This window comes from Microbulbifer maximicatervae (SeqCode) (assembly GCF_052468095.1).
In genome coordinates this window covers 3,913,122-3,932,446 of sequence record NZ_CP174332.1, presented here as the reverse complement: position 1 = coordinate 3,932,446, position 19,325 = coordinate 3,913,122, and the positions used below count along the sequence as shown (strand labels likewise).

Annotated in this window: 14 protein-coding genes; all 14 read left to right on the top strand. The window is 50.9% G+C overall.

The features are described from left to right. Nucleotides 1-418 precede the first annotated feature (418 nt). The 14 genes from ACJJIL_RS17240 to ACJJIL_RS17175 all read left to right on the top strand — a co-directional run bounded on the left by ACJJIL_RS17240 (nucleotide 419) and on the right by ACJJIL_RS17175 (nucleotide 19,325). Nucleotides 419-2,392, top strand: coding sequence for a cytochrome-c peroxidase (locus ACJJIL_RS17240; protein ID WP_445360320.1), 1,974 nt, complete (start codon nucleotides 419-421; stop codon nucleotides 2,390-2,392). Nucleotides 2,393-2,803: 411 nt separating this feature from the next. Beyond that, on the top strand, nucleotides 2,804-4,768 hold the full coding sequence (locus tag ACJJIL_RS17235) for a cytochrome-c peroxidase (RefSeq protein ID WP_445360319.1): 1,965 nt from the start codon (nucleotides 2,804-2,806) through the stop codon (nucleotides 4,766-4,768). 608 nt (nucleotides 4,769-5,376) lie between these two features. After that, nucleotides 5,377-7,362 (top strand): cytochrome-c peroxidase, encoded by a 1,986-nt coding sequence (locus ACJJIL_RS17230; RefSeq protein WP_445360318.1) that lies wholly within the window; start codon nucleotides 5,377-5,379, stop codon nucleotides 7,360-7,362. Nucleotides 7,363-7,717: 355 nt separating this feature from the next. Then, nucleotides 7,718-8,494 (top strand): type IV pilus biogenesis/stability protein PilW, encoded by a 777-nt coding sequence (gene pilW, locus ACJJIL_RS17225; RefSeq protein ID WP_413664562.1) that lies wholly within the window; start codon nucleotides 7,718-7,720, stop codon nucleotides 8,492-8,494. Further along, entirely contained in the window at nucleotides 8,484-9,440 is a 957-nt protein-coding gene (locus ACJJIL_RS17220) for a RodZ domain-containing protein (RefSeq protein WP_413664563.1), read from the top strand. The genes pilW and ACJJIL_RS17220 overlap by 11 nt, the downstream gene beginning before the upstream one ends. A gap of 98 nt (nucleotides 9,441-9,538) precedes the next feature. After that, a complete protein-coding gene (gene ispG, locus ACJJIL_RS17215) occupies nucleotides 9,539-10,651 on the top strand; it encodes a flavodoxin-dependent (E)-4-hydroxy-3-methylbut-2-enyl-diphosphate synthase (protein WP_282934070.1) in 1,113 nt (370 codons plus the stop codon). 58 nt (nucleotides 10,652-10,709) lie between these two features. After that, nucleotides 10,710-11,972: a histidine--tRNA ligase gene (gene hisS, locus ACJJIL_RS17210; protein WP_282934069.1), complete on the top strand. Its 1,263-nt coding sequence runs from the start codon at nucleotides 10,710-10,712 to the stop codon at nucleotides 11,970-11,972. Nucleotides 11,973-12,042: 70 nt separating this feature from the next. Next, a complete protein-coding gene (locus tag ACJJIL_RS17205; RefSeq protein WP_444895038.1) occupies nucleotides 12,043-12,750 on the top strand; it encodes a YfgM family protein in 708 nt (235 codons plus the stop codon). After that, nucleotides 12,750-13,913 (top strand): outer membrane protein assembly factor BamB, encoded by a 1,164-nt coding sequence (gene bamB, locus ACJJIL_RS17200; RefSeq protein ID WP_282934067.1) that lies wholly within the window; start codon nucleotides 12,750-12,752, stop codon nucleotides 13,911-13,913. The genes ACJJIL_RS17205 and bamB overlap by 1 nt, the downstream gene beginning before the upstream one ends. A 146-nt stretch (nucleotides 13,914-14,059) precedes the next feature. Beyond that, complete coding sequence (der, locus tag ACJJIL_RS17195) at nucleotides 14,060-15,457, top strand: ribosome biogenesis GTPase Der (protein WP_413664566.1); 1,398 nt, start codon at nucleotides 14,060-14,062, stop codon at nucleotides 15,455-15,457. Between the two features lie 167 nt (nucleotides 15,458-15,624). Then, entirely contained in the window at nucleotides 15,625-17,088 is a 1,464-nt protein-coding gene (locus ACJJIL_RS17190) for an NAD-dependent succinate-semialdehyde dehydrogenase (RefSeq protein ID WP_413664567.1), read from the top strand. 24 nt (nucleotides 17,089-17,112) lie between these two features. Continuing rightward, the gene (gene tsaA, locus ACJJIL_RS17185; RefSeq protein ID WP_413664568.1) at nucleotides 17,113-17,796 is read left to right on the top strand and encodes a tRNA (N6-threonylcarbamoyladenosine(37)-N6)-methyltransferase TrmO; all 684 of its coding nucleotides are present in this window, start codon (nucleotides 17,113-17,115) and stop codon (nucleotides 17,794-17,796) included. Nucleotides 17,797-17,960: 164 nt separating this feature from the next. Beyond that, nucleotides 17,961-18,782, top strand: a complete 822-nt coding sequence (locus ACJJIL_RS17180; protein ID WP_413664569.1) for an MBL fold metallo-hydrolase — start codon at nucleotides 17,961-17,963, stop codon at nucleotides 18,780-18,782. A gap of 54 nt (nucleotides 18,783-18,836) precedes the next feature. Beyond that, a complete protein-coding gene (locus ACJJIL_RS17175) occupies nucleotides 18,837-19,325 on the top strand; it encodes a hypothetical protein (RefSeq protein ID WP_413664570.1) in 489 nt (162 codons plus the stop codon).

Sequence of the window (19,325 nt, the reverse complement as noted above, 5' to 3'; positions counted from 1 at the left end):
CGAAATTGCTTTATCTAACGTTTAACGCTCGAGGAAAATTTACCCGGGAAGGGAGCGTTGGATATATGCATGAGATTAGGTCAAAACGATCATATTTTTTTAATTTGCATTTTGCTTGCAACATTTTGACTTTGAATGAAATAGCTGGCCATTGGAGAGAGGTCTTCACTAGACCGTCTGGCACTGGATCTTTGCAGTAGCTACACCCGTATCTCCAACATCCACCAAAACATTATGACGCTATAGCGTGCTATCCAGTCATTTTCATTTGGTCTGGAGCTGTTACAGCGTGCTTAGGTTCAGGAAAAACAATGTGTAGAAGTGCTTGTACAGCTGTGTTGAGAGTTGAAGTGCATAGAGTTCTCTGAGTTGCCTGGCTTAGGAAAAGAAAAGTTATCGACGGGACTGTTCGAATATTATGAACGCGGAAAAAAACCAATTAACCCAATTGCTTGTAGCGCTGAATAAGCTGCTGTTCATTTCTTTATTTCTATTTATGGTGGGCTGTGGGGGCGGTGGTTCCTCTAGCGGTGAGGATGATTCATCGACAGAGACTACTGAAAATGATAGCGGCTCTGGGGATAGCTCTGGCTCAGACGATGGTGACGATTCGGATGGTGATACTGATGGTGGTTCGGATGGTGATACTGATGGTGGTTCGGATGGTGATACTGGGTCAGATGATGAATCCAATTCAGAGCAGGGGATCTTGGTTGCTGAACTGATTGCAAATCCCTTCTCCGGCACCAGCATAGGGCTCTCCTGGGAGGACTCTGAAGAGACCTACAACATCTATCGCGATGGCGAATTGATCGCAGAAACTACAGATAACCATTACGTGGATGAAGGCCTCTCAGTTAATACTGAATATAGTTATTGGGTCGGTGTGGGGAGTATTGATAGTGATACTAATAGTGTTACTGCAAAAACACTGGTTAATAACACGAATGATGGCCTGGGCAATGGTACTGAAGCAGAGGCCATTGAAAAGCGCATTGTTGATTTTGATGAATGTCAAAATGAGCGCTCAGCCGTAGATGTTGACGATAGTAGTCTCGACAGTTGCTTGCAGGCTGTGCTGAATGAAGTGGGAATGGCAGAGCAATTGGAGGATATGCGCGCTTTCGCTGCTCGAGTTAGAAGTGAGCAAGACCCGGAGATGGTTGAGTTGGGTATGCGGTTATTCCACAGTAAAAGTCTTAGTGCTAACGGTGATACCGCCTGCTCTTCTTGCCACCACCCGACAATAGGCTGCGCTGGTGATGATCTTTCCATGTCTGTTGGGGTTAATGCCGTTGATCCCGATTTGCTTGGCCCAGGGCGTTCCGATGGTGAAAACGAAGTGCCGTTGGTTGCACGCAATGCCCAGCCTATTTGTAATGTGGCGCTCTGGGATAATGGATTATTCTGGGACAACCGCGTTCTTTTCACGAGCGACGGTGGCCTTAAAACAGACTCCAGGGATGTAACCAATAATACTGAAGCGGCGGTTGGTACTGGTACTTTGGCACTTATGATGGCCCAAGCCCATTTTCCGGTGACAGATGCTGCTGAGATGGGGGATATTTCTGAATTTGGCTACGACGAAAGTAGCGACGATGACCTTACTGACTACCGTGAGGAATATCTTATACCAAAGCTCAATGAGGAGTCCTGGGGCCCCTTATTTGCTGCCGCTTATGGAGACAACAGTATTGACTACAGTAGGGTCGCACAGGCGATTGCTGCCTATGAAGCGGTATATATTTTTATTGATAATCCCTTCTTTGACTATATCGACGGTGACCTGACAGCGCTGGATGACGATGCGAAGCGGGGAGCAATTACTTATTTTACGCCAGGCTCTGGTTGTACTGCTTGCCATACGGGCGCCTTCTTTACTAACCAGGGTTTGAGGGTCGTTAACTATCCTCAAATTGGTGTCGGAAAAGAGGATGATGGCGCTGATTGGGGAGGGGCAGTACTCGGTGGCTTTCGTGTTCCAACACTGCTCAATGCAGGCATTACTGGTCCCTGGGGGCACGCCGGGCAGTTTGGCTCCTTAGAAAGAAATATTGAGCACTATGCCGGGCAAGCGGATTCGGTGTCCCGGTATTTCGCAGATAGTGAAATGTGCGACCTGGATCAGTTTGCCGAGCTAGCAGACTGCGCAGCGAAAGTTGCGCCCAATGGTCTGGAGTTGACCGAGGCAATTCTGGAGATAGATGGTGATGCAGCACTTCCGATAGACGACGATGAAGTGAAGCTGTTAGCGGCATTTCTTGAGGCGCTCACTGACCCGGATGCAGAGAATGTAAATTCAAATGCAACCCAATCCCTGATTCCTCCCCGTGACGGCGGACCCGATGGAATGCAGCTGGATGCCTGGGATCAGGACGGCAACGAACTTTAACATTCCTGCATTTTATTTGAGCATCTCACTAATATTGACTTACTGGTGAGATGCCAACTCTTCATTAGCGACCTTTATTCGCATTCATCATTCAGGCAACCGCCTTCTGCCTTAAAATTCACGACAGTTTCATTCTTACTTTGCTTCCAGAGTCAGGCCGAAGTTGATCCGAGAGTGAATTCCTGCGATCAGGGCTAGGTATAAGTCATCGTCTGGATTGCGAAGTTTTTAGTCAGTTGTTGCTGGAAAAAAACTCTATCCCCTGAAATTTTGGTGAGTTGGTCGTTCCCTTCGGGATTCACCCCGGACTTTTGTTCACATTTCTTCCTTAATTGGTCAACCAAATCTATTGGTGTCGCGTTATCACCTATGAACTATTAAAAATATATGGAAGGGACCACTAGGATTCTTATGAGTGCTCAGAAGTTCGATCAAAAAGTCTTTCCCAGAGTCCTACTTAGACTCTTTTTCCTCACGCTGTTTTCGCTGTTAGTTGGTTGCGGCTCCGGGTCATCTGGTAGTGAGGATAATTCGCCTGCAGATACCGTTCAGGGTGATGATGGTTCCGGTTCCGGTTCCGGTTCCGGTTCCGGTTCCGGTTCCGGTTCTGGTTCTGGTTCTGGCTCAGGGACGGGCACCGATCCTGATCCTGATCCTGAAGAAGCCGGTGAACCCGCTGAGCTAATTGGCTATGCCCACTCGGGAACCAGTATCGGTCTTAACTGGGAAAGAGATGGTGAGACTTACTTTATCTATCGAAACGGTGAAAAGGTCGCGGAAACCAGCAATAACTATTATGTCGAACAGGGCCTCTCAGTTAACACCGAATATGTTTACTCTGTCAGTACAGTTGATGCTGCAAACGAATCGGAAACTTCGCAGGTTACGGTTAAGACATTAGTTAATGACACCAATGCTGGCCTGAATAACGGTACAGAAGATGATGTTTTGAATGAGCGTATCTCCACGTTTGCAGAGTGTAAAAATACTGCGACGGCACTAGATCTACTCGAAGAGGACTTGGACAATTGTTTGGCAGCCATGCTCGAGTACAATCGCATGGTTTCTCTTGTCGAAGATATTCGGGCTTTTGCCGCACGGGTCCGCAGTGAGCAGGATCCTGCCAAGGTGGAGCTGGGCATGCGTCTGTTTCACAACAAGTCTCTCAGTGCTAATCAAGATACTTCTTGTTCATCTTGTCACCACCCTGCGATTGGTTGTGGGGGAGATGACCTTTCGATGCCGATTGGAGTGAATGCTGTAGATACCGCTTTGCTCGGGCCAGGTCGATCTGATGGAACTAATGAAGTGCCTTTAGTGCCGAGAAATTCACAAGCTATTTGTAATGCGGCGTTATGGTCTCGTGGACTGTTCTGGGATAACCGGGTCTCACTGAGTCCGAATGGCGTTCTCCGTACGGATTCAAGAGATGTTACCGATAATACGAATGATGCTGTGGGATCTGGTTCGTTAGCCCTACTTATGGCGCAGGCGCATTTCCCGGTAACGGCCCCGCCAGAAATGGGTGACATCGCGGACTTTGGATACGATGATTCTGTCGATGAAAACTTCACTGCATACCGCGAAGATATATTAGCGGCTAATCTGGATGTCGAAGCTTGGGCTCCCCTGTTTACGTCTGCCTTTGGGGATTCTGAAATTAATTTCAGTCGTATTGCTGAAGCAATTGCAGCTTATGAAGCCGTGCAAATATTTATCGATAACCCCTTCTTTGACTATGTGGGCGGTAATCTGGAAGCGCTCGATGTAGAGGAAAAGCGTGGTGCTATTACTTTTATGTCAAAGGATGCTGGGTGCACGTTCTGTCACAAGGGAGCTTTCTTCACCTCTGAAGCCTTGATGGCCGCAAATTATCCGCAGATAGGTATAGGAACCGATGAGAGTGGCAGTGGGGAAGATCTGGGTGGAGAGGGTTCCTTAGGGTTCGGAGCATTCAGGGCACCAACCTTACTGAATGTGGCGATCACTGGTCCCTGGGGGCACAACGGGCAATTTGGTACGCTGAAGAGAAATGTTGAACACTACAGTGATCATGGAGCCTCCATTTCCAGGTACTTTGAGAATAGTGAGATGTGTGATCTCGCTCAATTCAAAGATCTTGAAAGTTGCGCCAGTAAACTGGCTCCCAATGGTTTGGCACACTCTCAGGCGATCTTAGATGGAAATGAGGGTGGGGGTATAAATCGCCTGAGCGAAGAAGAGATGGACCTTATAGTGGTATTTCTGGGAACTCTTACTGACCCCAAGGCCGCGAATACCAACTCTAATGAGATTCAGTTTCTGATTCCTCCTCGGGATGGTGGACCAGATGGAAAGCAGTTAGATGCAAAAGATAGCGATGGTAAAAGTTTATAGCCTTCATTCCATAACTCTTTGGGAAATGGTTGCGTCAAGAGCGCTTTGCGTTTCTCCTAAGTTGGATTAGCCGGCTATTTGTCGGTAGTCACCACTAAAAAGCTGTCGGTTATTGCCGGCAGCTTTTTTTAATCTATCTGAAATAATCCTGACACAGTTTGTTTTTACAAACTTTCCTTGCTTTTCCCACCTCTGATTCAACGGCGCAAAAATATTTTCATTGGGGTTTGGGCGTTAACGCCCAAATTTCATTGATTGAATTTACATATTCTCTTAAGCAAACACTGAAACTACTAATTTTTATTAAATTCCTGACTATGAGAACGGATGTAGTAGCTTACTGCGACCTTATTAGCAGTTATTCCCGTTTTAAGTCATTACAGTAGGCCCTGGGAGTAATTGGGTATTTTCGCAATGCCGCTGATTTTCAGGACGGTCCGCAATCACTGCGAGGCTCCCTAGATCTTTCATTAGGTTGCAACGCAGAATTTATTCTTAGATATAGTAAGTGTTTCCTTACCCTTTGATGCCAGCGCTGGCACTTAGGTCTGTATTTGCTGTCCAGAACTCGGAATAAGAAAAGGTCATTGACGGGCAGGTCAAGAACTATGAATGTTGATAAAAATCAAATCACACTATCGCTAACGGCTCTGGTAAAGCTGCTGGTCCTACCTCTATTTCTTGTGATGGTGGGCTGCGGAGGCGGTGGTTCCTCAAGTAGTGGCAATGACACGCCTACTGAAACTTCTGATACTGGCAGTGATGGCGATTCTGGTTCAGGTGATGATGATAATGGCGATGGCGATGGCGATGGCGATGGCGATGGCGATGGCGATGGCGATGGCGATGGCGATGGCGATGGCGATGGCGATGGCGATACAGGCTCAGGTCAGGGAATTATTCCTGCAGAACTGATCGGTAACGCATTTTCCGGTACCAGCATTGGTCTTTCCTGGGAAAGCACCGGTGCGACCTATGTTATCTATCGTGGCAGCGAACGAGTTGCTGAGACGACTAGCGGATACTATGTCGATGAAGGTCTCTCATCAGACACTGAATATACCTACTCAGTAACCACCGGCGATGTCGACAGCGAAGATGAGACCGCCAGCGTCACTGCCAGAACATTGGTAAATAATACTAATGACGGGCTCAGTAATGGTTCTGATGCAGGCGGTTCTGATAGCCGAATTTCCGATTTTGATGAATGTCAAAATGCGCGTTCAGCGGTCAATATTGCTGATGGCAGTCTCGATAGCTGCTTACAGGCAGTGCTGGATGACGTTGGCATGGCCGAGCAGTTGGAAGATATGCGCGCCTTTGCTGCCCGGGTCAGAAGTGAACAGGACCCTGCCATGGTAGAGCTGGGTATGCGCTTGTTTCACAATAAAAACCTGAGCGCTGATGGCGATGCATCTTGCTCTTCCTGCCACCACCCGGCAATAGGTTGTGGTGGCGATGACTTGTCCATGCCAGTTGGTGTTGATCCCGTTGATGCTGAATTAGTCGGTCCCGGTCGCTCCGACGGCCAGAATGAAGTTCCGCTGGTACCTCGAAATGCCCAGCCTATCTGCAATGTAGCCCTTTGGGATAACGGTTTGTTTTGGGATAACCGAGTGGCGATCAATGGTAATGGAGGGCTCAGGACAGACTCCCGGGATGTTACTCGCAACACAGAGGCGGCCGTGGGTACTGGTACCCTCGCACTGATGATGGCCCAAGCCCACTTCCCGGTCACTGAAGCTGCAGAGATGGGGGATATCACCCAGTTCGGTTACGACGATACCAGCGATGATGGTTTTACTGATTATCGTGAGGATATTCTCGCTGAAAAATTAACCCAGGACTCGTGGGGTGCAATGTTTACCGCAGCATTTGGCGATTCGGCAATTAACTTCAGCAGAATTGCAGAGGCAATTGCCTCTTACGAAGCGGTGCAAATTTTTATCGATAACCCCTTCTTTGATTATGTTGATGGAGACCTTGCGGCCCTCAATAACGATGAAAAGCGAGGGGCAATTACCTTTATGACACGAAATTCAGGGTGTACAAATTGCCACTCAGGAGCCTTTTTCTCTAATCAGGGGCTGAGAGCTGTCAGTTATCCACAGATTGGTGTTGGTAAAGATGAGAGTGGCAGTGGCGCTGACTTGGGTGGTAATGGAAGCGGCAGTTTCCGCACGCCAACGCTGCTTAATGTGGCGCTCACTGGCCCCTGGGGGCACGCAGGTCAGTTCGGTACATTGAAAAGAAATGTCGAGCACTACACTGGTCGAGCCGACTCTGTTTCCCAGTATTTCACCAACAGTGAGATGTGCGATTTGGATCAGTTTGCAGAGGTGGATGAGTGTGCCGCGAAAGTTGCCCCCAATGGCCAGGCACTGACTGAAGCACTGTTGGCTGAAAATGGCGACGGCGCTGTGAATTTGGACGTCGAGGAAGTTGATTTACTGGTAGCGTTCCTCGAAACCCTAACTGATCCAGATGCGGCAAATACTGACTCCAATGCAGTCCAGTCATTGATTCCGCCGCGGGACACTGGTCCAGATGGCATGCAGCTGGATGCGGTTGACCAGGAAGGTAATCAACTCTAACTCTTCTAAGCCCTTTTTACTTATTCCGCCGGTACACCGGTACTGGCGGATTGACAATACTCGACAAAGTCATCACTAAATGGAATTGATTGGGTTTTAGGGCTGCAACTGGCAAGGCTTTCCGGCAGTATAGGGATTTGGAAAGTGCCAGCTGAGGCGGAATCAGATTTCTCACACAAAATACCGATATGTACTTTTACCACTGCCAGTGGATGCCGGTGGTCGATGTTGGGTTTTGCTGTGTTTTGCGGGCTTGCTTTGTCCAGGGATTGGCGTTAGCACTCATTGGTGTATTGGTGACACCCGCGCAATCTCGCTGGGCCGATAAGTGAAAAATAAAGATACAGGTGATGTAGTGTCCGCGAAATTTAAGAGCCTGTCGCTCCTGGTGCTGCTCGGTACTCTGCTGGGGGGGTGTGTAACCTCTGGGATGCCCGAGCGCAAGGAAGTTGACCTGGATAAGGCATTGGAGACCCATGTTCAGTTGGGGCTTCGCTATTTGCGGGACCCCAACAGCAGGGAGCAGTCCCGTCGTCATTTTAATCGTGCTTTGGAATTGGGCAAAAAGAACCCACTGGCACATCACGGTCTGGCACTGCTTTATCAAGCGGATGGTGAGCTGAATATTGCGGAATCTCACTTCAAGAAAGCCTTGCGCTATAGCGACGGGTTTTCCATGGCTCACACTAATTACGGCGTTTTTCTCTATAAACAAGAGCGCTATAAAGAGGCCCTCAAGCAGTTCGAACTCGCCTCTACAGACCTCACCTATAATCGTCGATCTTTTGCCTTGGTTAACTACGGTCGTACGGCCGCGCGTCTGGGTCTCACCGACAAGGCGGAAGGGGCCTATGCCAGGGCGTTAGCGCTGAACTCCGATTTGCCGCTGGCGTTGATCGAAATGGCTGAGTTGAAATTTAACGCCGGTGATTACGCAAAATCCAAGGCGTACCTGGATCAATTTAGTGAAAAGAATCGCCAGACACCCCAGTCACTGTGGCTTGGGATTCGTATCGAGAAGGTGTTTGGCAATCGTGACAAGGAGCGGAGTTACGCCCTTGCTTTGAAGAATTTGTACCCGTACTCTGCGGAGACACTGAAATATCAGGAGTTGAGTGGTAATGACGGATAGTAGTCCCGAACACTGCGAAGGTGGTGAGGTCGTATCCAATACGCAAACTTCTAAGGGGTCCGCTGGCAATCTTTTGCTGGCGGCTCGGGAAGCGGCCGGGCTGTCCCGAGAGGAGTTATCGCAGCGCCTGTGTATTATTGATAACACAGTTGAGTGGATTGAAAGCGATAATTACGAAAAGCAGCCAGAAGCTGTCTACACGCGAGGCTATATCCGCAATATTTGTCGAGAGTTGAATATTCCTGCTGAGCCGGCTTTGGAAGCCTATGATAGGGATCGGCCGCAGCCAGCACAGCGCAGTGAATCCCGGCGAACCACTAAAGCCGAGGCATTTCGCCCTGAGCGCAAGCGCGGACATGGTGCCCTGGCCCTGATTCCCCTGTTGCTCGCGGGTGGTGTCTTCTGGTGGAAGTACGGTACTCCAGTCAATATTCCCGGTATGCCCATGGGTGAGGATACTGCGGACCTGGTTGCCGAAGCCCCCGTTGCCAGTGAAGTTGTAACTGATCCGGTTACTGAAGTAGAGGGGCAGGAAGTTGCAGTTGAAGAGTTGAGCTCAGAGCCATTTGCACCAGCATCAAATGGAGTTGCTGATGTTCAACTTGAGGTTGGTAGTGCTGAAACGGTGGAGAATAAACCCGCTGCTTCTGTGGAAAAAGTGGTTGAGCCTGTTCCCTCCCAAGTAGCCCAGTTGGACCAGGCCCTGAAAGGCGCTTTGCGGCTTCGCTTTGATGAAGATGCCTGGGTTGAGGTGAAAGACGCACAAGGTGTGATTTTACTGGCCGGGGTCCAAGCTGCTGGCAGTGCCAGATCTTTAGATGGAGATGCTCCATTTGAGCTGATGTTGGGAAATGCCCGTGCAACCCATGTGGTTTACCGCGATGAAACTATCGACAGCCAGCCTATTGGCGACCGCCGCACTCGTCGTCTGATTGTCGGCGATTAAGATGATCTTCCCCGTTTGGGCGCGAACCCTGTAGGTTTGCGCCCAATCTCTCTATAATCTCCCCTCGATTTTTATCAGTAATACCACCAGGTCAGCCTATGCAATTTGAATCTCCCATTGTCCGCCGCAAGTCGCGCCAGATCATGGTGGGTGATGTACCGGTCGGAGGGGATGCCCCGATCTCGGTGCAAAGTATGACCAACACCGAAACCTGCGATGTAGCAGCTACTGTTGGCCAGATCCAGCGCCTGGAACAGGCTGGAGCCGATATAGTGCGGGTTTCTGTGCCCAGCATGGATGCCGCAGAGGCGTTTGGAGAAATTAAAAAACAGGTGAATGTCCCGTTGGTCGCAGACATTCACTTCGATTACCGTATCGCCCTGCGGGTCGCAGACCTGGGGGTGGATTGCCTGCGTATTAACCCCGGCAATATTGGCCGAGAGAAGCGTATTCGGGCCGTAGTGGATAAAGCTCGCGATCTGAATATCCCGATTCGTATCGGTGTCAATGCGGGCTCCCTGGAAAAAGACCTGCAGAAAAAGTATGGCGAGCCCACGCCGGATGCTCTGGTAGAGTCGGCGCTGCGCCATGTATCGATCCTCGACAGCCTGGACTTCCAGGACTTCAAAGTCAGTGTAAAAGCATCCGATATCTTTATGGCCACGGCTGCCTATCGCAAGCTGGCCCAGCAGATTGAGCAACCGCTGCACTTGGGTATTACCGAAGCTGGCGGCTTGCGTGCCGGCACAGTGAAGTCGGCGATTGGTCTCGGTGCCCTCCTGCTCGACGGTATCGGGGACACCCTGCGGGTTTCCCTGGCTGCAGACCCGGTGGAAGAGGTCAAAGTGGGCTGGGATCTGCTCAAAAGCCTGCGTCTGCGCAGTAAAGGTATTAACTTTATTGCCTGCCCCAGCTGCTCGCGCCAGAACTTCGATGTGGTGAAAACCATGAATGAGCTGGAGACGCGCCTGGAAGATGTGACCACACCGCTGGATGTGGCAGTAATTGGCTGTATCGTCAACGGCCCCGGCGAAGCGAAAGAAGCCGATGTAGGCCTGACTGGTGGTACCCCAAGCCATGCCATCTATGTGGATGGGCAGCCGGACCGCAAGTTTAAGAATGAAAATCTGGTGGATGATTTAGAACGCTTGATTCGCGAGAAGGCGGCCGCCAAGGCCGAGCGCGAAGCGGATATCATCGCCAAGGCGTAGAGGGCAACAGCTCCCTGCGCAAGACCCAATTAATTGAGTGAAAAATTAAGGAACAGCGTTGAAACAGCTTCGCGCAATTCGCGGCATGAACGATCTGCTACCGGAACAGTCCCCGGTATGGCAGTACGTGGAAGCCACACTGAGTGAACTTACTAGTCGCTACGGCTACACCGAAATTCGCACTCCCTACCTGGAGTCGACCCAGTTATTTTGCCGTGCGGTGGGCGAGGCTACCGATATTGTCGAGAAGGAAATGTACACCTTTGATGACAAGAGCGGTGACAGCGTTACCCTGCGCCCTGAGGGCACAGCGGGCACTGTGCGTGCGGCGATCCAGAGCAACCTGCTGAACCAGCCACAGCGCCTATGGTATTTCGGCCCTATGTTCCGCTATGAGCGCCCACAGAAGGGGCGCCTGCGTCAGTTCCACCAGTTTGGTGTCGAGGTGTTTGGCATTCAAGGGCCGGATATCGATGCAGAAATCCTGATCATGACTGCGCGACTGTGGCGTCAGCTGGGTATCAGCGAACATGTGACCCTGCAGCTCAATTCCCTGGGTAACGCCGAGAGCCGCGCAGCTTATCGGGATGCGCTGGTCACTTATTTAAGTGAGCGTCGTGACCAGCTGGATGAGGACAGCCAGCGCCGTCTGGAGCGCAATCCGCTGCGAATTCTCGACAGTAAAAATGCGCAAACTCAGGAACTGCTGGCGGATGCGCCCTGTCTACTGGACTTCCTCGATGAGGAATCCGCCGCCCACTTTAGTCAGTTAAAGGCACTTTTGGACGGGGCTGGCGTTAAGTATGAGATCAATCCCAAGTTGGTGCGCGGTCTCGACTACTACGGAAAAACTGTATTTGAGTGGGTGACCGACAGCCTCGGTGCCCAGGGCACTGTGTGTGCCGGTGGCCGCTATGACGGCCTGGTAGAACAGATGGGTGGCAAAGCCACTCCGGGCGTGGGTTTTGGCCTGGGTGTTGAGCGCCTTGTATTGATGCTGGAAACCCTAGAAGTGTTGCCTGAATCCCTTTCGCAACAGGTAGATGCCTACCTGGTTGCCGTTGGTGATGTACAATCAGCTGCCATGACAGCCGCCGAGCAATTGCGCGACGAGCTGCCCTGGTTGCGACTGCAGTTGCACTGTGGTGGAGGAAGCTTTAAAAGCCAGATGAAGAAAGCTGATAAGAGCGGCGCCGATTATGCGCTGATTATCGGCGAAGATGAGGCTGCAAGTGGTCAGATAACTGTGAAGTACCTTCGCGCTGACCAACCGCAGCAAACGCTGGCACCGAAAGAGCTGGCAGCACTGCTGCAAGGCTGAAAGAAACACTGAGGGAGGCGGAGGCCCCCGCCGGGAAAGTTAGTAATCTACAGGAAAGGCAAATTACCCAATGGCTGAGCATCTTACCGAACAAGAACAAATAGAAACGCTGAAGCGCTGGTGGGCGGAAAATGGCAAGGGAATTGTGACTGGCGTTGTGCTGGCCCTGGCCGGTTACTTCGGTTATCAGTGGTGGCAGGGAGATCAGCGCACTAAGGCTGAAGCGGCCTCTGACCTGTACCAGACTTTCGTTGAAGCGGTCTCCGCCAACAACAATCAACCGGACAACAAGCAGCTTACCACTGCCAAGAATGTGGCCGAGCAGCTGAAAGACGATTTTGCCAAACGTATCTACGCCAGCCAGGCTGCACTGCGTCTCGCGGCTATTTCAGCGGAGAGCAATGACCTGGAAGCTGCCGAGCAGCAGCTGCAGTGGGTACTCGACAACACCAGTGAAGCAAGCCTGGAGTTGCTCGCTAAACGCCGCCTGGCCGCTGTTTTGGCGGCCCGTGGTGAGTCCGATGAAGGCCTGAAATTGCTCGAGGGCACTATACCCCCGGCATTCGCGGCCCTTTATTCTGAGACTCGTGGTGATATCCTGAAGCAAAAGGGTGACATCGCCGGTGCGCGTGCCGCGTACGAGCAAGCACTGACAGAGCTTCTGCCAGAGCAAGCGGGCAACACCCAACTTCTGCGCCTGAAGGCTGAAAGCCTGGCGGTAACCGAGAGCAGTGACGCTCAGAACCAAACCGAGCCTGTATCTGAGGGAGACGAGTAATGGGATTTCTGAATCGCGCTGCGGGTCGCACTGCAGCGGTGGCGCTAGCGGTGGCCCTGGCTGCCTGTGCCTCTAATGACGAGAAGGAAGATGTCGACCCCGTCGAACTGGTGGATATTAACTCCACTGTTGCCCTGCAAGAGGTGTGGTCTGCCGATATTGGCGGTATTGACCAAAAGCGTTACGCGATGCTGCAGCCGAGCCTTATCGATGGTCGCCTGATAGCTGCCAGCAGCGATGGTGAAATCAGTGCTTTTGATCGCAGCTCCGGGCGCAAGCTCTGGGAGACAGATCTGGATGTAGATCTGAGCGGTGGTGTGGGTACTGGCCTGGGCATGGCGGTAGTCTCCGACTACCGCGGCCGCGCTGTGGCTCTGGATCTCGAAAACGGCGCTGAGCTATGGAATTACCAGGTCTCCGGCGAAGTAGTTGCCGCTCCAGCGATCGGTGCTGGCGTGGTTGTCCTGCAGACCGTAGATGGCAAGCTGGTTGGCCTCGACGCTACCAGCGGTGAAGAGTTGTGGAGCCACAATACCAATTTGCCAGTACTGACCCTGCGCGGTACTGCAGCACCTGTTATTAGCGGTGGTATGGTGATTGCCGGCCTGGATAACGGCAAACTGCTGGCCCTGGACGCCCGCGATGGCATTCAGCGCTGGGAACAGCGAGTCGCTATTCCCCAGGGCTCTGCGGAGCTGGAGCGGGTAGTTGATATCGACGGTGCTCCAGTAGTGCGCGGTGATTTGGTGTTTGCCGCCAGCTACCAGGGCCGTGTTGTCGCCCTGTCCAAAGATAATGGCCGCGGCCTCTGGGCTCGCGATGCCTCTACCCACCACGAAGTGGCAGTAGGTGGTGGCCATGTCTACCTCAGTGATGCCTCCGGTAGCGTCTATGCCTACAATGTGGGCAGCGGCCAGATCGAGTGGAGTAATAACGAACTATTGCGCCGCGAATTGAGCGGACCGGCTTTCTTCCAGGACGTGGTCGTTGTGGGTGATCTGGAAGGCTACCTGCATGTGCTGGACCCCAATTCCGGACAATTTATTGGCCGCGAGCAGGTGGACGGTGATGCGATTCGCATCCCCATTCTGGTTGATGGCGACCTGATATTTGTGCTGTCGGATGACGGCAAGTTATCAGCTCTACGCCTCGCTGATTCCTGATAATCGCAGCCAACTGACGAGAGGCGGACAGGCTGTCCGCCTTAGGGCTTAGAGCCCGCAAATGGAGCCTGCTGCGCAGGCAAGTTGAAATCGCCCGCCTCGCGCGGGCTTTTGTATTTTTTTATACGGCTAAAACCAGAATTTGTATGCTGCCAGTAATTGCCCTGGTCGGGCGCCCCAATGTGGGCAAATCCACACTTTTTAACCGGTTGACCAAGTCTCGCGACGCTTTGGTGGCCAACTACGCCGGGCTTACCCGCGATCGCAAGTACGGTGAGGCGGAGATCGACGGGCGCAAGCTGTTACTGGTAGATACCGGTGGTATTTCCGGTGGCGAAGAAGGCATCGATGCGGCTATGGCCGAACAATCCATGCAGGCCATCGAAGAAGCAGACTTCGTACTCTTTTTGGTGGACAGCCGCGCCGGCCTGACCCCAGCCGACGAGATGATTGCCGAGCGCTTGCGCACCCGCTCCAAGCCCACTTTCCTGGTGGCCAACAAAGTTGATGGGGTAAACCCGGATATTGCCCTGGCACCTTTCTATGAGTTGGGTATTGGTGAGCTTTTCCCGACGACTGCTACCCACGGGCGCGGTGTTCGCTCCCTGATGCAGCGGGTCATCGAGGACCTGCCCGAGCAGGAGATTGAAGAGGAAGCCGAGGAAGCGACCGGAATCAAGATTGCCATTGTGGGCCGCCCCAATGTGGGTAAATCCACCCTGGTTAACCGCCTCTTGGGTGAGGACCGGGTTGTTGTCTACGATCAGCCCGGCACAACCCGCGATAGCGTCTATATCAATTATGAACGCGACGAAAAGCCTTACACCCTGATCGATACTGCGGGCATTCGCCGCCGGAAAAATATCAAGGAATCGGTGGAGAAGTTCTCTATCGTCAAAACCTTGCAGGCGGTGGAAGATGCCAACGTGGTGGTGCTGGTGATCGATGCCCGCGAAGGCCTGGTGGACCAGGATATGCACCTGATGGGCAGCGTGGTACAGGCGGGACGCGCGCTGGTAGTTGCCCTGAACAAATGGGATGGGCTGGAAGCGGATCATCGCGACTATGTGAAAGCCGAGTTGGAGCGCCGCCTGCGCTTTGTGGACTTTGCTGATGTGCACTTTATTTCTGCACTGCATGGCACCGGTGTTGGGCATCTGTACGAGTCCATTGAGGGTGCTTACCAGAGCGCTACAGACAAACTGTCCACTAATCACCTCACTCGTATTCTGGAGTGGGCGGTAAGTGAGCACCAACCACCTTTGGTGCACGGACATCGTATCAAATTGCGCTACGCTCACGCCGGTGGACAAAATCCGCCGGTTATTGTGATCCACGGTAACCAGACTGAGCAGGTACCGGCACATTATGTGCGCTATCTGGAGAAGACTTTCCGCAAGGCTCTGGATTTGCACGGTACTCCGGTAAAAATTGAGTTCCGCACCAGCGCTAACCCCTACGCGGACAAAAAGAACAAGCTGAGTGACCGCCAGAAGGCCAAGAAACGCCGCCTGATGAAGTTTGTTAAAAAGAAGAAAAAATAAGAGGCGGTAACTTAGGTTACCTGTAAGCCGGCAAGGGATACTGCCGGTTTGCGCACCACTCCAGCTTCTACAGCCTTAACCCACAGTGGAATGGCATTGTGGGATTTCTATCGTACCAGTGATCCCGTTTTTGATGGGGCCAGGGAAGAAACCACAAGGAGAATACGATGTTGAAGCTGAAGAATCCTGCATTGCTGCGCAACCAGTCCTATATCAATGGCCAGTGGATTGACGCTGATTCTGGCGATACCTTCGATGTGTTGGACCCGGCAACTGGCAAGGCGGTTGCCAGTATCGCCAACTTGGGGGCAGATGAGACTCGTCGTGCTATAGAAGCTGCTGATAAAGCCTGGCCTGCCTGGCGCGATACTCCGGTAAAAGAAAGAGCGAAAATACTCAGGCGCTGGTATGAGCTGATAATTGCTAACGCCGATGATCTAGCCATTATTTTGACCGCAGAGCAAGGCAAGCCGCTGACGGAGGCCCGTACTGAAATTGTGTATGGTGCTAATTATGTCGAATGGTTTGCGGAAGAAGCCAAGCGCGTCTACGGGGATGTTATTAGCCCGCCTTCCAGTGATAAACGGCTCTTGGTTATCAAGCAGTCGATTGGTGTGACCTGTTCTGTAACGCCATGGAATTTCCCCAGCGCTATGATCGCACGCAAAATGGCTCCCGCTATTGCCGCAGGCTGTCCATTTATTGCCAAGCCCGCCTCCGAAACACCTCTATCCGCACTGGCACTCGCAGTTCTCGCTGAGGAAGCGGGAATTCCCCCAGGTGTTTTTAATATTGTCGCAGGGGATAAGGCACCGGAGATTGGCGCAGAAATGACGGCCAATCCCTTAGTGCGGAAATTTACTTTTACCGGCTCTACCGCTGTCGGAAAATTGCTGCAAGCCCAGTGTGCAGCAACCATGAAAAAAACCTCTATGGAATTGGGGGGTAATGCCCCATTTATTGTTTTTGATGATGCCGACATTGGCGAAGCTGTAAAGGGCGCAATTGTTTGTAAATATCGCAATGCCGGTCAAACCTGTGTATGCGCCAATCGCATTTTCGTGCAGGAAGGTGTTTACGATGAATTTGCACAGAAATTTTCCGCTGCGGTAAACCAGCTTTCCATGGGCAGTGGTTTTGATAGCGGTGTCGACATGGGCCCTATGATTACCACCAAAGCAGTGAAGAAAACGGAATCTCTGGTGGAAGATGCGCTGCAAAAAGGCGCGCAAACCTTAGTTGCTGGTGGTCCCAGTACTATGGGGGAATGCTTTTATTCTCCCGTAGTATTGGGTGGGGCCACCGATCAAATGCACTTGTTCAAAGAAGAGATCTTCGGTCCGGTAGCTCCGCTATATAAATTCTCCTCTGAAGAAGAAGTCATTAAAATGGCCAACGATACGGAATTTGGTCTGGCTTCTTATTTTTACTCCAGGGATATCGGTCGTATTTGGCGTGTTGCAGAAGGACTTGAATACGGTATGGTCGGTATCAATGAGGGTATTATTTCCAACGAAATGGCACCCTTTGGCGGTGTAAAAGAATCCGGGCAGGGGCGCGAGGGCTCAAAATACGGTATTGAGGATTACCTGGAAATAAAATATCTGTGTGTCGGCGGTATTGATAAGTAGTTTATAAAAGTGTTTGGATTTTAAATGGTTGTAGAGCCTATTGCGCGGGTGCATTCCTGCTTTGGAGAAAAGTTTGGAGTGCCCCGCCAGCCACTATTGGCGGATGCCAGTCGCGCCAGTATTGCATTGCTACCCCCCCTGGATACGCCAGATGCAGTTGCGGGTCTGGAGCAAAATAGCCATATCTGGGTAGTGTTCCAATTTCACCAAGCCGCTGGGCAGTGGTCAGCTAAAGTGCGCCCGCCCCGTTTGGGCGGCAATAAGAAACTGGGTGTACTAGCCACTCGCTCGCCTTTTCGTCCCAATAATATCGGGCTGTCAGTAGTTCGTCTTCTGGAGGTGCGCACCTCTCCTAAAGTGGAGTTGATAGTTGCCGGGGCAGATTTGGTCGATGGTACGCCAGTATTGGATATTAAACCCTATGTTCCCTATGCGGATGCGTTAACGCATGCGCAAAGTGAATTTGCTGACGCAGCTCCAGTGCAAATTCCCGTTACTATCCCCGAGTCAGTTCTGAATAAAGCCAAAGCCTACCGCGATGACTGGGGTACAGATCTCCCCCGTTTAATTGAACAGGTGTTATCCCAGGATCCAAGACCGGCATACCAAAAGACCGATCCACAGCGCACTTATGGCATGCAATTGTGTGAATTCAATTTGCGTTGGCGTTATACCGATGCCGGAATAGAAGTGGTGGCACTAGAATAACCCTCGACCAGCTAGTTTCAGTATTCTGCAGTAAGTCAGGATGTGTCTCCTCCATAACTGTCTAGGGTTCGGAACGGATATGTCATTCATTTTCATGGGAAATACAATTCCCCAAGATACGGCATTCGCCTAAAAATAACGCCTAGCTATCCAAGGGCACAGCTATGCCAGTACGTGAAACCTTTAATTATCAAGGCTTAGATGCTATTCGCGTCGGCCGAGTCAATATGGGTGTTAATACAACCTTTGTTGTTTATCGCCTCAATGGAACCGTAATTGATACGGGTCCCAGCAATCAGTGGAAGTATGTCAAGCCGTTTATACAAAGCGCACCGCTAAAGCAGTTATTGCTGACTCATCACCATGAAGACCATAGTGGCAATGCCGGCGCTATCCAGAAACTTACCGGTGTGCAGGCGGTGGCCCCGGATCTGACTATTGGTATATTAAAAAAAGGCTTCCGAATTCCCCCGATGCAGAAGTTTTTCTGGGGAACTGCGGGAAAAGCGGAGGTAGCACCTCTCCCAGCGGAGGTCTACATTGGTGAAGAAGAAGTATTACCAGTATTTAGTCCCGGGCATGCAAAGGATATGACCTGCTATTTGTTACCTGAGCGTGGCTGGCTGTTTAGTGCTGATTTATTTATTGCCAACTACTTAAAGTTCCTGCGTATTGATGAAGATGTCCCTACATTAATGAAAAGTATAAAGGGAGTCCTGGATCATTCATTTGACGTTATCCTTTGCCCTCATAGAGGTGTGGTAGAGGATGGTTGGCAGCAGTTGAATAAAAAATATGAGTACCTGCTTAATCTATCTGGAGAGGCGCAGGAGTTGACGCAGCAGGGACTGCCCTTAGAAGAGACTACTTTGCGTTTATTAGGTAAAGAAGGATTGTTCAGCGCTTTGACTAGTTATAACTTCTGCAAGAAAAATTTGATTGCTTCATGCTTACAGGTTAACTTGGATGAGATGCCTAGACTCTAGGTTTTCATTACGTACTAGCCAGTAGCCAATTTCGATGCAAAGTTATTTGTTAAGATGATCGTTGCTTCTGGATTAAGAGTTGCAGAAGAAGGGTGTTTTGTGATCAGGGAATCGCTAAGGGTATTTATTTTTGGGTTGCTTGCCTGGCCATTACTAAGCAATATATTGAGTTTTTTAAAACCTTTCCTGATAGCACTAAATTATGATGAATCTTCTGAGGGGCTTGCACCTAGTTTGATAGATATTATCTATCCCTATTTTACATTGATATCTATTGCTTTTGCCTATGCCTTCTTTATATTGACTCGGATGATAACGGGGCGGCTAAAGCGTTGGTTGTGTGTTAGTCTGGTGGTAGCTTATCTAGGTGTATCAATTTATCCACTATTCCCTGAAGAATCTATTGTGTATTTAACTTTAAGTGGCACTCACTACTTGATTGAGTTAATTATGTTAATAATTGGTGCAACTATTATTTATAAAAATATATCAGAATCCTCTGTGGCAGCAGGTGAGAGTGTTGGTGCTGTGAGGAAAGCCTGA

What these genes read in the sequence shown, in the direction of transcription:
- ACJJIL_RS17240 (WP_445360320.1), top strand. Translation starts at nt 419, where the DNA reads ATGAACGCGGAAAAAAACCAATTAACCCAATTGCTTGTAGCGCTGAAT.
- ACJJIL_RS17235 (WP_445360319.1), top strand. Translation starts at nt 2,804, where the DNA reads ATGAGTGCTCAGAAGTTCGATCAAAAAGTCTTTCCCAGAGTCCTACTT.
- ACJJIL_RS17230 (WP_445360318.1), top strand. Translation starts at nt 5,377, where the DNA reads ATGAATGTTGATAAAAATCAAATCACACTATCGCTAACGGCTCTGGTA.
- ACJJIL_RS17220 (WP_413664563.1), top strand. Translation starts at nt 8,484, where the DNA reads ATGACGGATAGTAGTCCCGAACACTGCGAAGGTGGTGAGGTCGTATCC.
- ispG (WP_282934070.1), top strand. Translation starts at nt 9,539, where the DNA reads ATGCAATTTGAATCTCCCATTGTCCGCCGCAAGTCGCGCCAGATCATG.
- ACJJIL_RS17205 (WP_444895038.1), top strand. Translation starts at nt 12,043, where the DNA reads ATGGCTGAGCATCTTACCGAACAAGAACAAATAGAAACGCTGAAGCGC.
- bamB (WP_282934067.1), top strand. Translation starts at nt 12,750, where the DNA reads ATGGGATTTCTGAATCGCGCTGCGGGTCGCACTGCAGCGGTGGCGCTA.
- der (WP_413664566.1), top strand. Translation starts at nt 14,060, where the DNA reads ATGCTGCCAGTAATTGCCCTGGTCGGGCGCCCCAATGTGGGCAAATCC.
- ACJJIL_RS17190 (WP_413664567.1), top strand. Translation starts at nt 15,625, where the DNA reads ATGTTGAAGCTGAAGAATCCTGCATTGCTGCGCAACCAGTCCTATATC.
- tsaA (WP_413664568.1), top strand. Translation starts at nt 17,113, where the DNA reads ATGGTTGTAGAGCCTATTGCGCGGGTGCATTCCTGCTTTGGAGAAAAG.
- ACJJIL_RS17180 (WP_413664569.1), top strand. Translation starts at nt 17,961, where the DNA reads ATGCCAGTACGTGAAACCTTTAATTATCAAGGCTTAGATGCTATTCGC.
- ACJJIL_RS17175 (WP_413664570.1), top strand. Translation starts at nt 18,837, where the DNA reads ATGATCGTTGCTTCTGGATTAAGAGTTGCAGAAGAAGGGTGTTTTGTG.